The following is a 19,358-nucleotide window of genomic DNA, read 5'->3' on the forward strand; positions in this document are numbered from 1 at the left end:
TGAAACGATGCATCGCCGATGGTAGTGTGGGGTTTCCCCATGTGAGAGTAGGTCATCGTCAAGATTAAATTCCGAAACCCCAATTGCGAAAGCAGTTGGGGTTTTGTTTTGCCCGCAGGAAAGTTTTTGCTTAGGCAGCGAACAAAATTGCACAGTTATTTTCATATCAGAACACTAGAATAGCCCCACCTTTTTCGGAGCCAGAGCCTTTATGTCAGAGTCGGTTGACGCTTGCGGGCTGTCAGATTTACCGCTGGAAGACTTGGTGGCCTGTCACGAGTGCGACCTGCTGATGCGCAAGCCAAGACTTGCTCACGGCGAGAAAGCGCTCTGCCCACGCTGCGGTTACGAGCTATACGCCCACCGCCATAACGTGGTGCAGCGCAGCCTTGCCTTGGTCATCGCTGCACTGTTGCTCTACATACCCGCGAACTTTTTACCCATCATGCAGCTCAATCTACTCGGGCAGTCGTCTAACGACACCGTTTGGAGTGGCGTAGTCGGTCTGTTCGAGACCGACATGCAGGGCGTATCATTTGTTGTCTTCCTGTGCAGCATGGCAATTCCGTTACTCAAGTTACTGTGCCAGTTGATGGTATTGCTGACGATCCGCTTCAATGTCGGTCGCAGTTACGGCTTGCTGCTCTACCGCATTTATCATCACCTCAGAGACTGGGGAATGCTCGAGGTTTACCTCATGGGCGTACTGGTGGCGATCGTCAAACTGGCGGATATGGCGGCCATCACCGTTGGCCTCGGCCTGGTGTGTTTCATTGCTTTGTTGTTGGTACAGGTCTGGCTGGAAGTGGTGATGTCACCGCATCAGATCTGGCAGGCGTTATCTGGAGAGGATGCTCATGCGGGCGATTGATGCAGGCATTCTGATTTGCACCGAATGCCATGAGTTGAACAGGCAAGAGGCGGACACCAATGAGCAAACCTGCACCCGCTGCGGCGCGCGGGTTCATGCTCGTCGGCCGAACAGTCTGGCCCGAACCTGGGCTTTGTTGATCACGGCCGCGATTATCTATATCCCCGCAAATGTGTTGCCGATCATGACTGTCAGTTCTTTGGGGCAGGGTGATCCGAGCACCATCATGTCGGGCGTGATTCAGTTGGTGCAGCACGGAATGATTCCGATCGCTGCGGTGGTGTTCGTCGCCAGTATTGTGGTGCCGACCTTCAAACTGGTCGGCATTGCATTGCTTCTGTTTTCGGTGCAACGACGTCAGCCGTTGTCAGCGCGCCAGCGTATCTGGATGTACCGTTTCATCGAGTTCATTGGCCGCTGGTCGATGCTCGATATTTTTGTGATCGCCATTCTCGTGGCGGTCGTCAACTTCGGCCGGCTTGCCAGTGTCGAAGCCAATCTTGGCGCCATCGCTTTCGCCACAGTGGTGATTCTGACGATGCTTGCGGCAGTAACTTTCGATCCCCGACTGATTTGGGATAACACGGAGTCGGACGACGACCATGACTGATTTGCCTGTAGCAAAAACCCGGCCGGCTTCGAACTGGTCTGCCATTTGGGTGTTGCCTCTGATTGCCCTGATCATCGGCGGCTGGCTTGGCTGGCGTGCCTACTCCGAAACCGGCATCGAGATTCAGGTGCGTTTCGAAAGCGGTGAAGGCATCCAGGCCAACAAGACCGAGGTCATGTACAAAGGCATGTCGGTTGGTAAGGTCAAGACCCTCAAGCTTGACGATGAAGGCAACTCCAAAGGCGTGATCGCCACGATCGAGATGAACAAGGATGTTGAGCAATACCTCAAGACCAGCACCCGCTTCTGGTTGGTCAAGCCGAGCGTAACGCTGGCCGGTATCACCGGCCTGGAAACGCTGGTCTCAGGTAACTACGTCGCGATCAGTCCCGGCGAAGGCGAGCCTGAACGCAAGTTCAAGGCGCTGCCCGAAGAGCCTCCGCTGTCTGACGCCAAGCCCGGTTTGCATCTGACCATCAAGGCTGATCGACTCGGTTCGCTGAACCGCGGCAGCCCAGTGTTCTATAAGCAGATCAAGGTCGGTCAGGTCAAAAGCTACCTGCTCTCGGAAGATCAAAGTACCGTCGAACTCAAAGTCTTTATCGAGCCGACTTACGCCAAACTGGTGCGCAAACACACGCGTTTCTGGAACGCCAGCGGCATCAGCATCGACGCCAATCTGTCTGGGGTGAAAGTGCGCAGCGAATCGCTGGCCAGCATTGTCGCTGGCGGTATTGCCTTCGCCACACCGGAGAACCGCAAGGACAGTCCGCCGACTGACCCAAGCCTGCCGTTCCGTCTCTATGAGGATTTCGATGCGGCAGCCGCCGGGCTCCGGGTCAAGGTCAAACTCAGTGACTTCGAAGGCCTGCAGGCTGGACGCACGCCGGTTATGTACAAAGGCATCCAGGTTGGCAATCTGAAAGCGTTGAAAATCGACCCGGATCTGTCCAGTGCCACCGCGGAGCTGACGCTGGATCCGCTGGCCGAAGACTATCTGGTGGAGGGCACTCAATTCTGGGTGGTTAAACCGTCGATTTCCCTGGCGGGTATAACCGGGCTTGAAGCGCTGGTGAAAGGTAACTACATCGCCGTGCGCCCGGGCGACAAGGGCGGTACACCGAAACGTGAGTTCGAGGCTCGGCCGAAAGCGCCACCGCTGGATCTGCGTTCACCGGGCCTGCACTTGGTGCTCTTTACCGATACCCTGGGCTCGATCGAGGTCGGTAGCCCGATTCTGTATAAACAGGTCAAGGTCGGTTCAGTACAGAGTTATCAGTTCTCCAGAACCAGGAAGCAACTGGTGATCGGTGTTCACATCGAGAAGGAGTACGAAAATCTGGTCAACGCCTCGACCCGGTTCTGGAACGCCAGTGGCATTACGCTGACGGGCGGCTTGACCGGGGGGATTCAGGTTAAAAGTGAATCGTTGCAAAGCTTGATGGCCGGTGGCATCGCCTTTGAAACGCCAGTGGCCAAAGCGCCGTTGCACAAACGCATTCCGCGCTTCCGTCTGTTCGCCAATCATGATGAAGCCAATCAGAAAGGCGCCGTGGTGACGATCAAGGTCGAGCGCGCTGATGGTTTGCGCAGTGGGACACCGGTTCGCTTCAAGGGGCTGGATGTCGGCAAAATCGAAAGCGTTGATCTGACCGACGATCTGCAAGCCGTTATCCTGACCGCGCGAATCACCGAAGTGCCAGAGAAGATCGCCCGCGTCGGTAGTCAGTTCTGGGTGGTAAAACCTGAACTGGGTCTGATCAAAACATCCAATCTGGAAACCCTGGTCACGGGCCAATACATCGAAGTGCAACCGGCCGCGAAGAACCTTGGCCCGCAGAAAAACTTCGTTGCACTGGCCGATCCACCGCAGGTGACCAAGCAAGAGGCGGGTCTGAGTCTGGTGTTGAGTGCTGCTCGCCGAGGTTCACTCAAGCCTGGTGTGCCGGTGACCTATCGTGAAATCACTGTGGGTAAGGTCACGGGTTACGAGCTGGGTCAGACGGCCGACCGGGTCTTGGTACACATTCTGATTGAGCCAAAGTATGCGCCTCTGGTGCGCAGCGGCAGTCGATTCTGGAACACCAGCGGGGTGGGCTTCGATATCGGCTTGTTCAAAGGTGTGACGGTACGCACGGAGTCGCTTGAGACGGTGATTCAGGGCGGGATTGCTTTCGCCACACCGGACGGTGAGCGGATGGGCAATCCGGCGCGTCCTGAGCAGACGTTCCCGTTGTTCGACAAGTTTGAGGATGAGTGGCTGACCTGGGCGCCGAAGATTTCGCTCGGTAAGTGATCAGGATTTGATCTGGCGTCTTGCCTGACAGTCACTACAAACCCCAAGCCATAAAATAGGGCCGCGATCCAAACAGATCGCGGCCCTTTTTATTGCCTGGTGCTAAGGCCGATCAAACCGCATCCATCTGCGGTTCATCGGCTTCAACATTGAGGGTCGCCTTCACCACATCGTGACGTCGGATGTACTTCCAGTCCGCTTCGTCGATGTAGATACCGGCCGGGCCGCTGCCGCCTTCCAGGTCGATGGCGACACTGGCGCAGACTTGCGGCTTCACACTCGCCAGAATCGGCACGAAGCCCAGTTGCAGACTGGTTTCCAGCAGGGCGGCCTGGTTCTTCTCGTCGATGTCCGCCGCCTCGTCGAGGTAGTACGGCAGGCGCACGCGACCGGCCAGGTCACGATCCATCAAGTGCAGCAACAAGTACATGTTGGTCAGCGCCTTGATGGTCATGGTGGTGCCGTTGGAGGCCGCGCCGTCGATGTCGGTGTGGATCACCGGCTGACCGTTGACCTTGGTGATCTCGAACGCCAGTTCGAACAAATCCTTGAGGCCGAGCTGGTTGTGGTTCGCCGCCACCAGCCGCGCCAGGTATTCCTTGGCCTCTTCGTTCTTGTTGTCCTGCTCGGCGCTTTGGCTCAAGTCGAACACCGACAGCGTTTCGCCTTCTTCGTACTGACCGGCGCTGTGGATGATCTGGTCGATGTGCTTGAGCGCTTCCTTGTTCGGCGCCAGCACAATGCGGAAACTCTGCAGGTTGGAGACCTGACGCTTGTTGATCTCGCGGTTGAACAGTGCCAGTTGATGTTCGAGGCTGTCGTAGTCGCTGCGGATGTTGCGCAGGGTCCGGGCGATGTCGGTGACCGCCGCGCGACGGGCCTTGCCCAGGGTCAAGGCTTCGTCGGTACGGTGCGCGTAAGCGTTGATCAGCAGCGACAGACGTCGTTCCATGTCGTCTTCGCTGTCGAACTTGGCCACGCCTTTGAGGCGCACTTGTGCGTACAGCGCTTCGATCTGGCCATCGGCGCGCAGCAGGCCCTGCCAACTGTCCTGATAGTCGTTGAGCAGCGGCAACAGGTTGTCCATCGAATCGTCGACCGGATCCATGAACGGCGTACCGAACGGCAAGTCCGCCGGTAGCAACTGACGGCGACGCAGGGCGTCGTCGAGGGTGCGTTGCTTGGCTTCCATGTCAGCGATCTGCCGGCCCACCAATTGCAGCTTGGCCGACAGTTGCTGGACGCGCTCGGTGAACGCATCGCTGGAGCGCTTCAGTTCATCCTGCGCGCCTTCCATCTGTGCCAGTTGTTCGAGCTTGTCGCCTTCTTCGGCGCTCAGCGTCTGAGTGCGACGGAAGTCTTCCAGGGCTTTCTGCGCGTCCAGCACTTGCTGGTACAGCGCTTCGGTCTGGGTCTTGCTCGCGGCGCGGTCGGCGGCTACAGCCTGTTGAGTCTTGAGTTGCTTGAGCTCTTTTTCCAGACGCTCTTTCTGATCGCGCAGCGCGGCACGGTCGGCCAGTGCCTGCAGGGCCGGTGGCTCGATGTGCGAGATGTCGATCGACAGCCCCGGCACTTCGAAACGCTCGCCCTTGAAGCCATCAAGGATCAGCTCAACCGATTTGACCCACTCGCCATCCTCGTCGAGGGTGATGCCGTGTTCGCCCAGCGGCAGGCTGAACAGTGCGCTGTTGAACAGGCGCATCAAGCGCTCGACGTCCTGCTGCGAGAATTCTTCGCGCAGGCGCGCATAGCTGTTGTTGTCGGCGTGATCGAGTTGCTGCTTCACCGACTTCAGGCGTTTTTCCAGATCGCGCAGACGCTCTTCCAGATCCTCGGCACTGAACTGACGCGATTGCGCCAAGGCTCCGGCGAGTTCATCGTGAGCGTCTTTGGCCGCGAGCAGTTGCTGCTCCAGCACTTTGACGTCGTCGACCAGGGCAAAGCGATTCTTGAGCACCGACAGCTCGCCGAGCCAGCGCTGGATGCCGGAAATCTCCCGTTCCAGACGCATCAGCTCCTGGGTGCCGCCGCGCTGATCGTTTTGCAGGCTGTCCTGCTCGCCACGGTAGTGGTCGGCCTGAATAGTCAGTTCTTCTTTGCGCGCACTGGCGTAGTCCGACCAGGTGCCGAGCAACGAGTCGAGCAGCGGCGACAGGCGATGCAGTTTGCCGCGCAGTACGTCGCGCTGTTTCACGCCGTTGGCCAAGGCTTCGACCAATGGGCCAGCGGCGACCAGCGAGTTGTAGTCCTGTTCCATGCGGCGTACATCGCGGAACGCTTCTTCGCACGCCGCGATGTAATCGACGCTGCCGGAACGCAGGCTGTGTTCAAACGCGTCGAGGAACAGTTGCTTGAGTTTGGCTGCCGTGATTTCGCGCATGTGCAGCAAGTTGATGAACAGGGCGCGGAAGGTCTTCAGGCTCTGCTCGCTGGTGGAACGCAGCGGGATCAGGGTCAGGTCCAGCGGGATCGACGTGTGACCGCCGACCAGCAAGCGGCGCAGTTCATCGGGTTTGAGTTCGTAGGCTTTCAGGCCCTCGCGCTCAAGGTTGCTGAACAGCTCCTTCTGGCGCAGGCAGGTGTCGTCTTTCTGGTAATGGGCCAGATCGAGCTTGCCGGCGTAGGCAAAGAACTGATGACCGAAACCGCCGCCCGGGCCACGACCGACGACGCCGATGACGTGTGGGCCGTGGGGCAGGTTCACTTCGACGAGGATGTAGCTGGTGTCAGAGGCGAAGTAGAAGCGGCGCGATTGCTCCAGGCTGTACTTGCCGAAACTCATGTCCGACATGCGCGCCAGAATCGGGAACTGCAAGGCGTTGATCGACGCGGATTTACCGAGGTTGTTCGCGCCATAGACCGACAGCGGTTCTTCCAGCGGAAACAGGCCGAGGCTGTAACCGGCGGTGTTCAAAAGGGCAAAGCGGCGGATGCCGTAGCGTTCCTGGCTCATGCGTCGGACTCCTGTTCTTCGGCAATGGCACGGGCCAGTGCGTCTTCTTCGCTTTCTTCGTCAAATTCGCTGAGATCGAGCGGGTCGTCGGTTTCCAGCAGTTTGGCTTCGGCGGCTTCGTCGATCAGCACCGGCGCTGGCAGCGGCAATACGCTGTGTACGCTGGCCGCCAGATCGCGGTCTTGCTGCACCGACAGGCACACATCGAGGAACCGGTGCATCGGTGGCAGGAAGCGATAGACGCCGTTTTCTTCGCCGGCGAAACCGAGCTGAGTCATGCGGCGCATGATTTTTTCTTCCAGCTCTTCAACCGTCTGCACTTCAGCCTGAATGAACAGGTCGCGGTATTTTTCCAGCAGCGACGGCAGCTCTTCGCGGCCGAGGCTGCCGCCGTCGAGCACGGCAATCGGGTCGCGGCCCTGATCGGCCAGATGCTCGACGAGGATGAAGGTGAACAGCGCCAGACGCTGAGCCGTCTTGTTCACTGCCGCTGCCGCCATGTCCGGCACGAAGTAATAGAAACCACGGGTGTCGCAGACCAGTTCAAAGCCCAGCGCCTTGAACAGCGTGCGGTACTGGTCCTGGAAGTTCGACAGTTGTGCGTACAGTTCCGGGTCGCGGCGGCTGACGTGGTAGCCCTTGAACAGTTCGCGGAAGATCGGCGCCAGTTGGGACAGTTCGGAGAGATCAAGATGCATTGGGGATGCTCGCAGAATCCTCGGCGGCGGGGTCGCGGGCCGAGAGCAGGGCGAAGGAGCGCAGGCTGACCTGGTGCTCGTGAGTGTGGTATTCGCGGCGTTCCAGACGCTCGCGCTTGAAGCGTTTTTCCCGCGACAGACGCGAGAACCAGTAGAGCAATTCGTCGGTGGCGCCGTCCGGCTCCTGCTCCAGCAGCCAGGTCATCAGATCCGGCATCGGCAAGGCTTCTTCGCAGCGGTCGACCATCTCGCGCACGGTGCGGGGCGCGCGTGGGGCTTCGCCTTTCTGGGTCTTGTGTGCCTTGGGGAAACGCGCCGGTTTTGGCTCGAAACGCGCCAACGCATAGACGTAGGCTTCGACCTGACTGGCGCTGCCGAGGAAGGTGCTTTGCGGGCGAGTAAACAGCGGCATGGCGGCTTGTGGCACAGCGTCGATGCCTTTACGGCGAATGGCCGCCAGGGCCAGCGCGGCACCACGGGTCACGGCGTTATGTCGACGGGCTTCTTCACGCAACGGCAGCAGCAGTTCCCGGGCATGACGCAGGGTCAACTGGGCGCTGGTCTGCATTTCGAGGATGCGCGCGTGGGTGCGCAGCAGCATATCGTCGTCGACCAGATGGCCGAGGCGCTGTTGCTCGCTGAGCATCTTCAGCAACACGGTTTCGACCTTGCGCACGCCTTGTTCGAAGGCGCCGTCGGCGTTCACCAGGTCGATCATCGGCTCGACGTATTCGTCCCACGTTGCCAACACTTCGGCATAACGCTGACGCAACGGAATCTGACGATCGCTGGTTTTGGCTCGTTCGGCCACGGCCACCAGCGCTTGCTCGTCGTTATCGAGTTTTTTCAGGACGTCGCGCACGCGCATGTCGAGCAAGCGCAATTGGCGGGCGAGGTCGTTGCCATCACGGATGTCGAACGCGTCCTGAATGTAGCCGGCCAGACGTTCGAGGTGACGCAGATAGGCCTCGATCTCCAGGCACAGGCCCAGACGGTGCTCACGGCGCAGGTAGGCGAGAAAGTCGTGAATCTGTGCGTTGAGCTCGAAACGATTCGGGCTTTTCGCCACAGGCACCAGAATGTCGAGGCGAATCCACACGTCGAGCAGGCTGGTAATGTCCTGCGGCGTGCTGTCCAGTTGTTGGGCGGCCAGTTGCGTGCGCAGTTCGTTGAGGCTCAGGGTGCCTTGGTCGAAGTGCTCGCACAGTGGCTCCAGAAGTGCCCAGTGTTCAGCGAGGGCGCGCAAGACGCGCTTGGGTTCGATCATCGGAATGGCCGGCTGGTTGGCGATTAAAAGCCGCGATTGTACTGCATCACGAAGGATGCGATTCACTCTCGGGACGGGCTGTCGCATTTTCGAAGGTAGAGAGCTCAGGTCAAGGCTATCGATCAACAGCAAGCGATCTTGAGCGAAGGGCGGTAGAATCGGCACACTTTCAGTTATCCACAAGTGGCCGACCCTTGCTTATCGAGTCCCGCCGCCGCGCCTATTTGAACGCCATGCAGGTGGTCAACTGGCTGCCGCGCACCGAACTGCCTTTCGCCGCCCCCTCGCGGCCCGAGCTGCTGGACATGCCCGAGCCTGAGATTGAGGTGCCGGTGGTGCTGGCTCCAGAGGCCGAAGCCCCGGTGCAACCGGCCGTGCGCCCCACCGAACGGCCGAAAATCGAAGTGCCGCGCCCTTCACTGGCGAGCACCCGAACCAATGCCAAACCGGTGGAAGAGGTCGACGACACCCCGGTGGTCGCCAAACCGGCGCCGGTTCCGCCACCGCGTTTCGCCCTGCAATTGCTGCGTGCCGGTCGCTGCCTGCTGTTGGTGGAGTTACCCACAGGGGAGCCGTTCCAGAGTCGCGACCCTGCGTATCTGCTGCTTAAAGACATGCTGCGCGCTGCCGGGCTGCCGGATGCGCCGCAGATCGTCGGCGAGCCGGTACGCTGGCCGTGGTTGAACCGCGGCACCCTGGATCAGGGCCCGGACGCGGCGCGTGACTTTGTGCAGGGTTTCCTCTCGGTGCAAATGGAAGCAGCGCCGTGTGCCTGCCTGTGGCTGATCGGCCTGCCGGCGGTGCGTTTTGCCGGTGAAGCGGACGCCGAAGCGTTCAATCGTGAATTGCAGATCGAAGGTCTGGGCTCGGCCTGGGCCATCCCGGGTCTGGAATTATTAATGGAAGAGCCACAGCGCAAGGCCGCTGTTTGGCAAGCCATGCGTCGGCTGATGGCGCGCTGGAAAGAATCGAATGAGTGACGCTGTAACGTTCCGCCCGATGATCGAGGCGGACCTGGATGCTGTGCTGAAGATAGAGTTCGCGGCCTACAGCCATCCGTGGACCCGCGGGATTTTTCTCGATGGCCTGGGCAAATACCAGATCTGGCTGATGTTCGAAGGTCAGCAACAGGTCGGTCATGGGGTGGTGCAGATCATTCTGGATGAGGCGCATCTGCTGAACATCACGGTCAAACCGGAGAATCAGGGCCGCGGGCTGGGCCTTGCGTTGCTTGAGTACCTGATGTCGCGGGCGTATGCGGCGTCTGCCCGAGAATGCTTCCTGGAAGTGCGCGACAGTAATCGGTCGGCGTTCAGGCTGTATGAGCGCTATGGCTTCAATGAGATTGGCCGGCGTCGGGATTACTACCCGGCGGTGGGCGGGCGTGAAGATGCTGTGGTCATGGCCTGCACTCTGGTTGACTGATCTTTTTTAAAAGCTTCGCGAGCAAGCCCGCTCCCACAGGAATAAGCATTTGAGTGTGGGAGCGGGCTTGCTCGCGAAGGCGTTCTGTCAGACGCCACCGATCAGCGGTTGCCGTCCAGCGGATCACGCCGCGCCAGTTCCGCCTCATCCAGGCCATTGCCGCCACCGATATCGTCCTCATCAACGACGCTCAAATCCCAGTCAGCCTGATGATCCTCGCCCATTTCGTCGGCGTCCCGGGCACCGTCCTCGTGGATGAGTGTTTCCGGGTTCATGTCATCGTCTGTCGGTTCATGATCAGCGACTGAAGCGCCCGTCATGCCGGCTTCACGCACGCGGTCCTCTGGCATCAGTTGCTGGCGTTCGCGCTCGGGCAACGCCTCACCAATCTTCGCGCTGGGCTGCTCGTCGTCGAAATCCAGTTCATGCACCGAACCCATGCGGTCTTCGTTATCATCGATGGGTTCCGGTTGCACCGCGTCAAAAGGGCGTCGTGAATCAGTCATGGCAATTCCTCATACTGTGGGCCTTACTGGGTGGACACACCGGGCACGGGAGAAATTCCAAGAAAATACTCCCGCGTTATCTATCGCGTATCCGTGACCTCGACGGACGGTCGTCTGTCATACCTGCGCATCTTTCTTGAGGCCTTACAGCATGCACGACTTACAGAATCTGATTGATAACAACGAGCGTTGGGCTGACGCGATCACCAAGGAAGACCCGGATTTCTTCGCCAAACTGGCGCGCCAGCAAACGCCTGAATATCTTTGGATCGGCTGCTCCGACGCACGAGTACCGGCCAATGAAATCGTCGGCATGCTGCCGGGGGACCTGTTCGTTCACCGCAACGTGGCCAACGTGGTGCTGCACACCGATCTCAACTGTCTGTCGGTGATCCAGTACGCGGTCGACGTGCTCAAGGTCAAACACATCCTTGTCACCGGCCACTACGGCTGCGGCGGTGTGCGGGCGTCGATGCAGGATGGCCAGCTCGGCCTGATCGATGGCTGGCTGCGTTCGATTCGCGACCTGTATTACGACAAGCGCGATGAGCTGGCGAAATTGCCGACCGAAGAAGAGCGCGTCGATCGCCTGTGCGAACTCAACGTGATCCAGCAAGTCGCCAACGTCGGCCATACCAGCATTGTCCAGAATGCCTGGCATCGCGGGCAGAGCCTGTCGATCCACGGTTGCATCTACGGCATCAAGGACGGTCGCTGGAAAAGCCTGGACACGACCATCAGTGGTTTCGAGCAGTTGCCGCCGCAGTACCGTTTACGTCCGATCGGCGCGTTGTAATCCGCTGATCAACGTGAGCGGGCATTTCGCCAGCGCTGCAAAAAGTGCTGGCCTTCGCGGTTGGGTGGTTCGTTGTAACCCGTGATCCAGCCGCGACAACGTGGGGAACCACAGTGGCAGGCGAACTGGCGCGGCAGTGTGTCTTCCGTGGCGGCGTGGTCCATGGTCAGCCGCTCGCCGCTGTGGATATCTTTTAATGCCCACAGCCATAACTCAGTCATGTCCAGAAACACGTTCGGGTCGCAAGAGTGTTCCAGTAGCCCGCAAAAGCGCGGGTCGTAAATGTGGATGCCCTCCATCAGTTGGCGGGTTTGCCGGCAGCGGTAGGGCAGCAATTGCCCCGAGACCCGGCACATTCGGCTGATACGCATGAATTCACGGCGTGCGACGACTGCCGTGGGCGTGCCGTGTTCATCGTGGACGATGGTGTAGTCGGCGCTGGATGGAAAACCCAGACGCACGGGCAGCCCGGCAAACGGGTAGATGCCTTCGGTATCAGGTGGACGGGATTTTGCGCGGGCTTGAGTGTTCATAACCATCCTTGACCGAAAAAATTGCGACTCCCTTGCACCGGCGTCCTGCCGGCTCAGCAACATGGCTATTTGGATCCAATATTGTCTTGAAAGGTATAGCCCGTCTACTGTCAGATATGACAGGCGATAAAGACGCTTTCCCGCGTCAGTCATCACTGACGCGGGAATGGCACGGGCGTGGTTACAGGTGCGGAGCGGGGACGGTGGCGGCAGGCGGGGTTTTAAGCTGTTGCAGTTGCGCCTTGATCGGCGGGGTAGCGCACTGGGCAGTGGCTTGTTCCGGCGTCATGTCGCGGATCGAGGTGTAGAACAACTCGCAGGTTTTGACTTTCTGCGTCACCTGCCAGGTCTGGGTGCAACTGTTGAGTAAGGTCTGTGGATTACTCCCCGGTTTGCTACCCATCCCGGCCTGCCAGCAGGCGGCGCTCAAATCCTGTCCCATGACTTTAAGGCCTGCTGCGTCAGCCTTGGCTTGTGCATCATCGCCGGTATAGCTCTTGGGATCGGCGGCGTACCAGATGTAACTCGGGTGGTTCGAACCGAGCACTGGCACATTCACGCCTGCGCTCGGGGTGATGGTCGCCAGCCCCAGCACGCCAACTGTCGGCCCATACTGCTGCTTGATCCAGTTGCGCACCGGAGCGCCGAAAGCGACCATCGGCAGCGTTGTGCCGCTGGCGGTCTGACTGAACTGCTTGACCAGTGTGGTCTGGTAGTCCTTGAAGTAGTCATACACGCCTTCCAGGTCACTGCCAGCGTTGGACGGCGCTGCGATCGGGGCGATGTCGATGATGGTCTGGTAGGCCGGCGTCTGATCGGCGGGAATGCCATTGACCGTCAACAGCGTTGCCCAGCGGTCGGTGGTGTTCGAGCGCAGATAGTCCTGTGCCTGAGTCAGTGAATAATCCGGCGGGAAGTGCAGCAGCTCGACACTTTTGCGATTTTCCAGGGCCATGCCCAGCGGCAGGAACAGGTACCAGCTATAGGCCCATTTGCCGTCTGCGTTGAGCTTGCTGGCGCCGGTATAGGCCAGATCGCCAGCATCGAGCAGCGCTGACAGCGGTTTATCGTAGTCTTTTGGCACCCCAGTGATTTCGGCGTAGAGCTGGCCGTTATCGGTTTTGACCAAGACTTTTGCATCGGTATAACCGTCGCGTTGCACGCTTTGGCTCAAATAGTGGGCGACAGTCTGCTCCAGCGACCAATTGCGAAAGCAGATCACGCTGCAATTGTTGGGGTAGGCGAAGAGGCGGGTAACGCGCTCGGTGCTGCCCAGTTTCAGGTCGGCATCGGCGTGGGCCGCCGCGCTCAGCGTGAGCGCGGCGAGGGTGAGTCCTGCGAGTTTGAACATGCTCAGATCCTTTTCAGCGTGGTTTCCCCGAGAGTCGGGGGCGCCTCATATTGGATCAGTCGCGTGATGTAGAGAAGCCGTCATCCGCAGTTTTTTGCAGCGTGTTGCAGGACTGGCACTCAGGCCTGAAAGTGCAGAGCGTTGGTCAAATCGCCCATGGGTTCCTGACCGCGGGCGATCATCGCGTCGTCACGCTGTTTGAGGCCGTCGAGCGTTTCCAGTTGGAAGACGCGGGTGATCAGCCGCAGGATCGACGCCGTGTCATAGACCGTGTGATCCACCGTGCCCTTGCGCGCGAACGGCGACACCACGAGGGCGGGGACCCGCGAACCTGGCCCCCAGCGGTCGCCCTTGGGCGGCGCAACGTGATCCCACCAGCCACCGTTTTCATCGACGGTGACGATAACCACCATGTTTTTCCACTGGGGGCTTTGGCGAAGCACTTTCAGGGCACGCACGATGTGCCGGTCACCGGACGCCACGTCGGCATAACCGGCGTGCATGTTCAGGTTGCCTTGAGGTTTATAGAAACTCACCGCCGGCAACTTGCCGGCCTCGGCGTCGGCGAAGAACTTGTTGGTACTCGACTCGTCGCCCAAACCGGCATCGCGCAAGCGTTTGTTGCGCTCGTCCGGGTTTTGCGGGCCTTGCTGCTTGAAGTAGTTGAACGGCTGGTGGTGATACTGAAAGTTGGGGATTTTTGGAATGCCACCGGAGTCCTTGTATTGCTCCAGCGTCGCCTGCCATGCCCCGGCGTACCAGGCCCAGTCGACGTTCTTTTTCGACAGTTTGTCGCCGATGTGTTCGTGGGTCTGGGGCACCATGACGTTTGGCAGATCCGCTTTTGCGTACGCTGGGCGCTCCGGGTCGCGAATCCACGTTGGCCAATAGGGCGGGGCAAGCGTATTGACGCCAAAACCGTCCGGCGTCAATGCGCTCGGGCCGAACTGCGGTGGCCCGGTCATGGCGCTGGCCGGTGATTGCTCCAGCGGCTTGAGACGCGGATCGGCCGGATCGTCGCTTTGCAGGGCGGCGATTTGGCTCTTGGCCACCGAGTGGGCCGCGTCCGGATAGAACGGTGCGGTGGCGCTGATCAGATACTGGTGGTTGAGGAACGAACCACCGAAGGCACCCTGAAAGAAGTTGTCGCACAGCACGAATTCCTGCGCGACGTCCCACAGACGCAGGGAATAACGGCTTTGGGCATAGTGGCCCATGGTCAAGCCACCGGAGTCGGCCCACGCCACAAAACCGTCGTTCTTGCCGCCGTTGATCTGCATCTGGTTCTGATAAAACACATGCCACAAGTCGCGAGTCACCAGCCCGAACGGCAAGTCCTCGCTGTTCGGGCCTTTGAGGGCGAACGGTGCGTTGGGCAGGTTTTGCTGAAACTGCGTGGCGCTGGGATAGGTCACGCCATCCAGCGTTTGCGGGCCGACCTGCAACACGCCACCCCAGACCTGAGGCAGGGTTTGCAGCAGACTGCCGTCGCGGTCGCGTTGTTGATAATCGGCAGGCTTGAGCGCTGACATCGGTTTTTCCACGCCGGGAAAATCGCCGAACAGGTTATTGAAACTACGGTTCTCGGCGTAGATGACCACGACTGTTTTCACTTGATCGCGCAGGGCCTTGTCCAGTTCAGCCGGGGACAGTGGGCGTTCGGCCGGTTTGCCAGGCTGATCGCCGGCATGACTGCACCCGGCCAGTGTTGCGCCAACGCCCAGCACCGCGACGCCGCCGAGAAAGCGGCGGCGACTGGTGTCGGTGGGATTGTCGGATTCTGGCGAGGAGGGGTCTTTGTCGTTTGTCTCGTCGTTCATATCGCGCCCGTTTTGCTTAAATGTTTCAGTATGTTTCTGCCGGACGCTAGCAAGCGGATGTGACGGTTGGGTTACGACCTGGAGGTCGCTGAGAAACTGATGATGGCGCTACCGTGCCTGCTGATCGGGGTTGGTCGGTCTGATGCCGATCTGCGTCATGTTCTGCGCGGTATTGGGCGCGGAAAGCGTTTTGAGCGCTGCGTATTTAGGCCTCTGGGGTGCCGCGCACGGACCAATGTCAGGTGGCGGGAAATGCCTGATTCGGCGTGCATGAAGTATTTTTGACTGGGCAGTCTCAAGCGCTCTTCAGAAAAGCGTTCCAAGGCCGATGGTTAGGCTATACACCGCCTCTCAACCTATCCATCGGTGCTTTCCATGTTCAACAAACGCTTGAAGCAAGAGCTGGCTGCTCTTCGTGAAGAACTCTCCAGCCTTAAGCAAGTGAAGGAAAGTCTGGATAGCGAGATGCTGGTGCTGACCCTTGAACCGGACGGACGGATTCAATCGGTCAACCAGAACTTCCTCAATGAGATGCTCTACAAGAGCCACGACCTGATTGGCCGCGCGATTGAAGACATCGTACCGGCTCACGTCAAATCCGACGAATTCCACCAGCGCTTCAAGAACGCCATGGCCCGTGGCGAGCATTTCGCCGGTGCCGTGCGCCTGTTGCGTGGCAATGGCAACGAGGCCTGGTTGCGTTCGATCGTGCAGCCTGTGCGCTCCTCCGATGGGCGGATCCGGCACATCTCGATCTACTCCAGCGACCTGACCCGCACCATTGAAGCGTCCCGCGAGCACGAAAACCTGATCGGCGCACTGGTACGTTCCACGGCACTGATCGAGTTTGATCTCAACGGTAACGTACTCAATGCCAACGAGCGCTTCCTCAGCAGCATGGGTTACAGCCTGGCGCAGATCAAAGGCAAGCATCACCGCATGTTCTGTACTCCGGAGGAATACAACAGCGCCGAATATCAGAACTTCTGGCATCGCCTGAACAGCGGTGAGTTTGTCGCCAAACGTTTCAAACGGGTCGACAGCCATGGTCGTACGGTTTGGCTGGAGGCTTCCTACAACCCGGTGGTCGATGCCAACAACAAACTGTACAAAGTGGTGAAATTCGCCACGGTGATCACTGAGCAGGTCAACCGCGAACAAGCCGTCGCCGACGCCGCCAGCATTGCCTACAGCACCTCGCAACAAACCGACAGCACTGCGCAGCGTGGCACCACCGTGGTGACCGAAGCGGTGAATGTGATGCGTGACTTGTCGCGGCACATGCAGACAGCCAGCGAAGGCATCGAAGCACTGAACGAACAATCGCAAGTGATCGGCTCCATCGTCAAAACCATCAGCGGGATTGCCGAACAGACCAACCTGCTGGCACTCAACGCCGCCATTGAAGCGGCCCGTGCGGGGGAGCAGGGGCGCGGCTTTGCGGTGGTGGCCGATGAAGTGCGACAACTGGCTTCACGTACCAGTCAGGCGACCGAGGAAATCGTCGGCGTGGTACGGCAGAACCAGGACATGGCGCGCAACGCCGTCGCTCTGATGACCGACGGTAAGTTGCAGGCCGAACAAGGGCTGGCGCTGGCGGCGGAGGCGGGCACGGTGATTGTCGAAATCCAGGACGGCGCGCAGAAAGTGGTCGATGCGGTCGGTCAGTTTGCCAATCAATTGTCCAACTGATCGGACTAACCCTCCCACCTGTGGGCGAGCTTGCTCGCGAAGAGGCCGTTACATTCAGTATTGATGTCGACAGGCCTGACGTCTTCGCGAGCAATCTCCCACATGTTGTTTCATCGCCACTGCTTTCTGTGCGCTGGCGCTACAATCTGTTCCTTTTCCCCGGAGCAGATCCCCATGAGCGCCGCCCACCGCCGCCCGGTACCCCTGAACAAAGCCTACCGATTGCTCAATCACGGGCCGACCGTGCTGGTCAGCGCAGCCCATGATGGCCAACGCAACATCATGGCCGCCGCGTGGGCGATGCCGCTGGATTTCGAACCGCCGAAAGTCGCGGTCGTGCTCGACAAGTCCACCTGGACCCGTCAATTGCTCGAAGCCTCCGGCACCTTCGTCCTCAACGTGCCGTGCGCCAATCAGGCCGACATTGTGCAAACCGTCGGTAACACGTCGGGGCTGGAAATCACTCAAAACCAAGGGCAGGACAAGTTTCAGGCGTATGGCTTGCAGACCTTCAGTGGTGAACAAGTCGACGCGCCATTGCTCGACGGTTGCGTCGCCTGGCTCGAATGCCGCTTGTTGCCCGAACCGCGCAATCACGAACAGTACGATTTGTTTCTAGCCGAAGTCATCGCCGCCCATGCCGACGAACGCGTGTTCAGTGAGGGGCGCTGGCATTTCGACGGGCAGGATGGTTTGCGCACGCTGCACCATGTGGCGGGCGGGCATTTCCTGACGATTGGTGATCCGGTGGATGGCAAGACGCTTTCGGTTTGAATGGCCGCTTCGTGGTTGCTATTTGACCTTTGGCCGCCAGAAATAAAAATCCGATGCCTGTACGGGCATCGGATTTTTTATGCGCCGCCGTACTTACGCCGTCGGCTGAACGTTATCCAGTGCCTGATTCACCGCCAGCTCACTCAGCATGACGATTTGCGCGATGCCCAGCGCGGTCTTGCGGTGTGAGGTATCAAGCATGGCGGCGAAGTTGTTGAGCATCTCGGTGACCGAACCCAACGTTTCGCTGGCATTGGCCAGCAGGGACTCGGTGTCGTACGCCGGGTTGGCGAGGTACATCGGTTCGTAGGGGCGATTGGACGCCATGAGGTGAGCGGTCGGTTTGAGGTAGTGGTCGAGGGCGCGGTCTGCCGCTTCGTGGAGTTTTTTGCTGTCGATGGAGGCGTAGGGGGAGGTTGGGTCGGTGTTTGTTTCGGGGGGATTGGGTGTTGGCTTTTTCATGATTATTACCCTGTGTGACGGTTGTAGCTGGTCCATTCGATTTCCAGGCGAATGGGTGGCAGCTGTACGCAGGCTGGAAATCCGGGACAGAGTAACCCGGCAGACCCGAAGGTCTCCCGCGCACAGCCGCCATAACAGAGTGCACACCATAAGGGCGCGCAAGGATACGTTATGAATGGCGCTGGTGCGCACAACTGTCGTCGGATTTCCAGGCCCGGTCGCTGAATTGGCAGCGACGAGCACAGCCTAAAGACCGGACGTCCGACGGACAACCTGAAAACCTTGTGGGACGGTTCTGTATTTTTCCCTCAGTTGTTAAACATCCCGAATTGAAATACACAATGTGCCGCCCATCAATCCGGGCGTTGTTTGCCGTGGAATTTTAGTTAGTGATTTACCCGCCACTGATCTTCGATGAGGGGGGGATTTTCTAATTCGCGACGCGTCCTACAAGTGTTGGCGAGTCTCCCTACATAGAATAATCAGCTCCCTTGTTACCGTGCCCGCCAGTTCTCGCGAGCACAAACCAGGGACGGTTTCGACATCGCGCTCTTTTCCTCTTTGCTTAAGGATAAGCGTATGTTCCGGCCGGCCAATGCGGCGCACTTCTCGTTGCAGATTCCTGCTATCCGTCACGACTTCAAGGTGCTGGCCTTCAGCGGCACCGAAGCAATCAGCAACCTTTACAACATCCACATTGAACTGGTCAGCGAGCACCCGGATTTCGATCTGGAGAGCTTGCTCAGCCAACCGGCGTTTCTGCAATTTGGCCATAACGGCGAAGGCATTCACGGGCGCATCGAAGACGTGCTGACCGACAAGGACTTCGCCCGATGAGCGCCGAAAAACTGGCCATGGTCGACGAGGCCGCTCAGGCCGAACGCGAGGCCAAAGCCCAGCCACACGCTGATATCAGTTGCACGGTGCATCCGTGTCCCGCCAGTCAGCCCGAACTGTTTGTGGTGCCGGTGCGTTACGCGCTGGCGCACGAAAAGGCTGAACACGCTTGTTGCGTTCCCGGTATTACGCCGCAGAGCCGACCGATGGCTGCACGTCGTTTGCGCGCAGGGTTTGTGTACCTCTGGCAGCATCAGGGGCCGCTCAAGCGTTTTGCTATTTCGCCGCAGGGGTTGTTGCAGGAACAGGCGCTGGACGCGGCGGCCACTCCGGTAGCCGACGCCACACTCACGGGCCTGGCGCTGCAAAAAATCCACGACGCCTGGATGCTTTACAGCGAATTCCCGTTGAACGCCGAGCACTGCCGAATCCTGAGCGAGAGCAGCGCCAAACGCAGCCAGCACATG

The 19,358-nt window shown here is 59.3% G+C and carries 16 protein-coding genes and 3 pseudogenes; 11 read left to right on the forward strand and 8 right to left on the reverse strand.

All coding sequences use genetic code 11. The features are described 5' to 3' along the window. Window positions 1-211: 211 nt before the first annotated feature. The 3 genes from AACY18_RS27165 to AACY18_RS27175 are packed head-to-tail and all read left to right on the forward strand — an operon-like array spanning window position 212 to window position 3,777. Window positions 212-871: a paraquat-inducible protein A gene (locus tag AACY18_RS27165; RefSeq protein WP_339466742.1), complete on the forward strand. Its 660-nt coding sequence runs from the start codon at window positions 212-214 to the stop codon at window positions 869-871. Beyond that, complete coding sequence (locus AACY18_RS27170; protein ID WP_339434206.1) at window positions 858-1,481, forward strand: paraquat-inducible protein A; 624 nt, start codon at window positions 858-860, stop codon at window positions 1,479-1,481. Before AACY18_RS27165 ends, AACY18_RS27170 begins: the two co-directional genes overlap by 14 nt. Beyond that, window positions 1,474-3,777, forward strand: coding sequence for a PqiB family protein (locus AACY18_RS27175; protein WP_339434205.1), 2,304 nt, complete (start codon window positions 1,474-1,476; stop codon window positions 3,775-3,777). Before AACY18_RS27170 ends, AACY18_RS27175 begins: the two co-directional genes overlap by 8 nt. 112 nt (window positions 3,778-3,889) lie before the next feature. Here AACY18_RS27175 and mksF read toward each other — a convergent pair whose 3' ends face one another. The 3 genes from mksF to mksB are packed head-to-tail and all read right to left on the reverse strand — an operon-like array spanning window position 3,890 to window position 8,695. Beyond that, window positions 3,890-6,730, reverse strand: a complete 2,841-nt coding sequence (gene mksF, locus AACY18_RS27180) for an Mks condensin complex protein MksF (protein ID WP_339434204.1) — start codon at window positions 6,728-6,730, stop codon at window positions 3,890-3,892. Next, the gene (gene mksE / locus AACY18_RS27185) at window positions 6,727-7,428 is read right to left on the reverse strand and encodes an Mks condensin complex protein MksE (protein ID WP_221731591.1); all 702 of its coding nucleotides are present in this window, start codon (window positions 7,426-7,428) and stop codon (window positions 6,727-6,729) included. Before mksE ends, mksF begins: the two co-directional genes overlap by 4 nt. After that, window positions 7,418-8,695: an Mks condensin complex protein MksB gene (mksB, locus tag AACY18_RS27190; protein ID WP_339434203.1), complete on the reverse strand. Its 1,278-nt coding sequence runs from the start codon at window positions 8,693-8,695 to the stop codon at window positions 7,418-7,420. The genes mksE and mksB overlap by 11 nt, the downstream gene beginning before the upstream one ends. Before the next feature lie 233 nt (window positions 8,696-8,928). On the opposite strand from mksB, the gene AACY18_RS27195 reads away from it, so the two are divergent. Beyond that, window positions 8,929-9,675, forward strand: a complete 747-nt coding sequence (locus AACY18_RS27195; RefSeq protein ID WP_339466748.1) for an energy transducer TonB — start codon at window positions 8,929-8,931, stop codon at window positions 9,673-9,675. Beyond that, entirely contained in the window at window positions 9,668-10,120 is a 453-nt protein-coding gene (gene rimI / locus AACY18_RS27200) for a ribosomal protein S18-alanine N-acetyltransferase (RefSeq protein ID WP_339434202.1), read from the forward strand. Before AACY18_RS27195 ends, rimI begins: the two co-directional genes overlap by 8 nt. Before the next feature lie 101 nt (window positions 10,121-10,221). On the opposite strand, the gene AACY18_RS27205 is transcribed toward rimI, so the two are convergent. Beyond that, on the reverse strand, window positions 10,222-10,626 hold the full coding sequence (locus AACY18_RS27205) for a serine kinase/phosphatase (protein WP_339466744.1): 405 nt from the start codon (window positions 10,624-10,626) through the stop codon (window positions 10,222-10,224). A 151-nt stretch (window positions 10,627-10,777) separates the two neighbouring features. Here AACY18_RS27205 and can point away from each other — a divergent pair, with 151 nt between their 5' ends. Further along, window positions 10,778-11,422, forward strand: a complete 645-nt coding sequence (gene can, locus AACY18_RS27210) for a carbonate dehydratase (protein WP_221731587.1) — start codon at window positions 10,778-10,780, stop codon at window positions 11,420-11,422. Between the two features lie 8 nt (window positions 11,423-11,430). Here the strand turns inward: can and AACY18_RS27215 are convergent, their stop codons facing one another. From AACY18_RS27215 to acpA, 3 genes are all read right to left on the reverse strand, one after another. Then, on the reverse strand, window positions 11,431-11,955 hold the full coding sequence (locus AACY18_RS27215; protein ID WP_339434200.1) for a lysine methyltransferase: 525 nt from the start codon (window positions 11,953-11,955) through the stop codon (window positions 11,431-11,433). Window positions 11,956-12,136: 181 nt separating this feature from the next. Beyond that, window positions 12,137-13,306 (reverse strand): hypothetical protein, encoded by a 1,170-nt coding sequence (locus AACY18_RS27220; protein WP_339434199.1) that lies wholly within the window; start codon window positions 13,304-13,306, stop codon window positions 12,137-12,139. Window positions 13,307-13,425: 119 nt separating this feature from the next. Beyond that, window positions 13,426-15,126, reverse strand: a complete 1,701-nt coding sequence (gene acpA / locus AACY18_RS27225; protein ID WP_339434198.1) for an acid phosphatase — start codon at window positions 15,124-15,126, stop codon at window positions 13,426-13,428. A gap of 465 nt (window positions 15,127-15,591) precedes the next feature. Here acpA and AACY18_RS28220 point away from each other — a divergent pair. From AACY18_RS28220 to AACY18_RS27235, 3 genes and pseudogenes are all read left to right on the forward strand, one after another. After that, window positions 15,592-16,230, forward strand: a pseudogene (locus tag AACY18_RS28220) (PAS domain-containing protein); the annotation flags it as partial. A gap of 150 nt (window positions 16,231-16,380) precedes the next feature. Next, a pseudogene (locus AACY18_RS28225) lies at window positions 16,381-16,818 on the forward strand (methyl-accepting chemotaxis protein); the annotation flags it as partial. Window positions 16,819-16,992: 174 nt separating this feature from the next. Then, window positions 16,993-17,592: a flavin reductase family protein gene (locus tag AACY18_RS27235; protein ID WP_339434196.1), complete on the forward strand. Its 600-nt coding sequence runs from the start codon at window positions 16,993-16,995 to the stop codon at window positions 17,590-17,592. 93 nt (window positions 17,593-17,685) lie between these two features. On the opposite strand, the gene AACY18_RS27240 is transcribed toward AACY18_RS27235, so the two are convergent. Next, a complete protein-coding gene (locus tag AACY18_RS27240) occupies window positions 17,686-18,054 on the reverse strand; it encodes a DUF6124 family protein (RefSeq protein WP_339434195.1) in 369 nt (122 codons plus the stop codon). Window positions 18,055-18,633: 579 nt separating this feature from the next. Here AACY18_RS27240 and AACY18_RS27245 point away from each other — a divergent pair. Continuing rightward, window positions 18,634-18,864, forward strand: a pseudogene (locus tag AACY18_RS27245) (type VI secretion system tip protein VgrG); the annotation flags it as partial. A 23-nt stretch (window positions 18,865-18,887) separates the two neighbouring features. Continuing rightward, window positions 18,888-19,358: toxin VasX (locus AACY18_RS27250; RefSeq protein ID WP_339466747.1), on the forward strand; the 471-nt coding region annotated here is incomplete at its 3' end.

The organism is Pseudomonas sp. EA_65y_Pfl2_P74 (genome assembly GCF_963970575.1).
Lineage (GTDB): Bacteria > Pseudomonadota > Gammaproteobacteria > Pseudomonadales > Pseudomonadaceae > Aquipseudomonas > Aquipseudomonas baetica_A.

Coding starts and splice junctions, on each gene's coding strand:
- AACY18_RS27175 (WP_339434205.1), top strand. CDS start 1,474: ATGACTGATTTGCCTGTAGCAAAAACCCGGCCGGCTTCGAACTGGTCT.
- AACY18_RS27165 (WP_339466742.1), top strand. CDS start 212: ATGTCAGAGTCGGTTGACGCTTGCGGGCTGTCAGATTTACCGCTGGAA.
- mksF (WP_339434204.1), bottom strand. CDS start 6,730: ATGAGCCAGGAACGCTACGGCATCCGCCGCTTTGCCCTTTTGAACACC.
- AACY18_RS27215 (WP_339434200.1), bottom strand. CDS start 11,955: ATGAACACTCAAGCCCGCGCAAAATCCCGTCCACCTGATACCGAAGGC.
- AACY18_RS27195 (WP_339466748.1), top strand. CDS start 8,929: ATGCAGGTGGTCAACTGGCTGCCGCGCACCGAACTGCCTTTCGCCGCC.
- mksB (WP_339434203.1), bottom strand. CDS start 8,695: ATGATCGAACCCAAGCGCGTCTTGCGCGCCCTCGCTGAACACTGGGCA.
- acpA (WP_339434198.1), bottom strand. CDS start 15,126: ATGAACGACGAGACAAACGACAAAGACCCCTCCTCGCCAGAATCCGAC.
- mksE (WP_221731591.1), bottom strand. CDS start 7,428: ATGCATCTTGATCTCTCCGAACTGTCCCAACTGGCGCCGATCTTCCGC.
- AACY18_RS27170 (WP_339434206.1), top strand. CDS start 858: ATGCGGGCGATTGATGCAGGCATTCTGATTTGCACCGAATGCCATGAG.
- AACY18_RS27235 (WP_339434196.1), top strand. CDS start 16,993: ATGAGCGCCGCCCACCGCCGCCCGGTACCCCTGAACAAAGCCTACCGA.
- rimI (WP_339434202.1), top strand. CDS start 9,668: ATGAGTGACGCTGTAACGTTCCGCCCGATGATCGAGGCGGACCTGGAT.
- AACY18_RS27220 (WP_339434199.1), bottom strand. CDS start 13,306: ATGTTCAAACTCGCAGGACTCACCCTCGCCGCGCTCACGCTGAGCGCG.
- AACY18_RS27205 (WP_339466744.1), bottom strand. CDS start 10,626: ATGACTGATTCACGACGCCCTTTTGACGCGGTGCAACCGGAACCCATC.
- can (WP_221731587.1), top strand. CDS start 10,778: ATGCACGACTTACAGAATCTGATTGATAACAACGAGCGTTGGGCTGAC.
- AACY18_RS27240 (WP_339434195.1), bottom strand. CDS start 18,054: ATGAAAAAGCCAACACCCAATCCCCCCGAAACAAACACCGACCCAACC.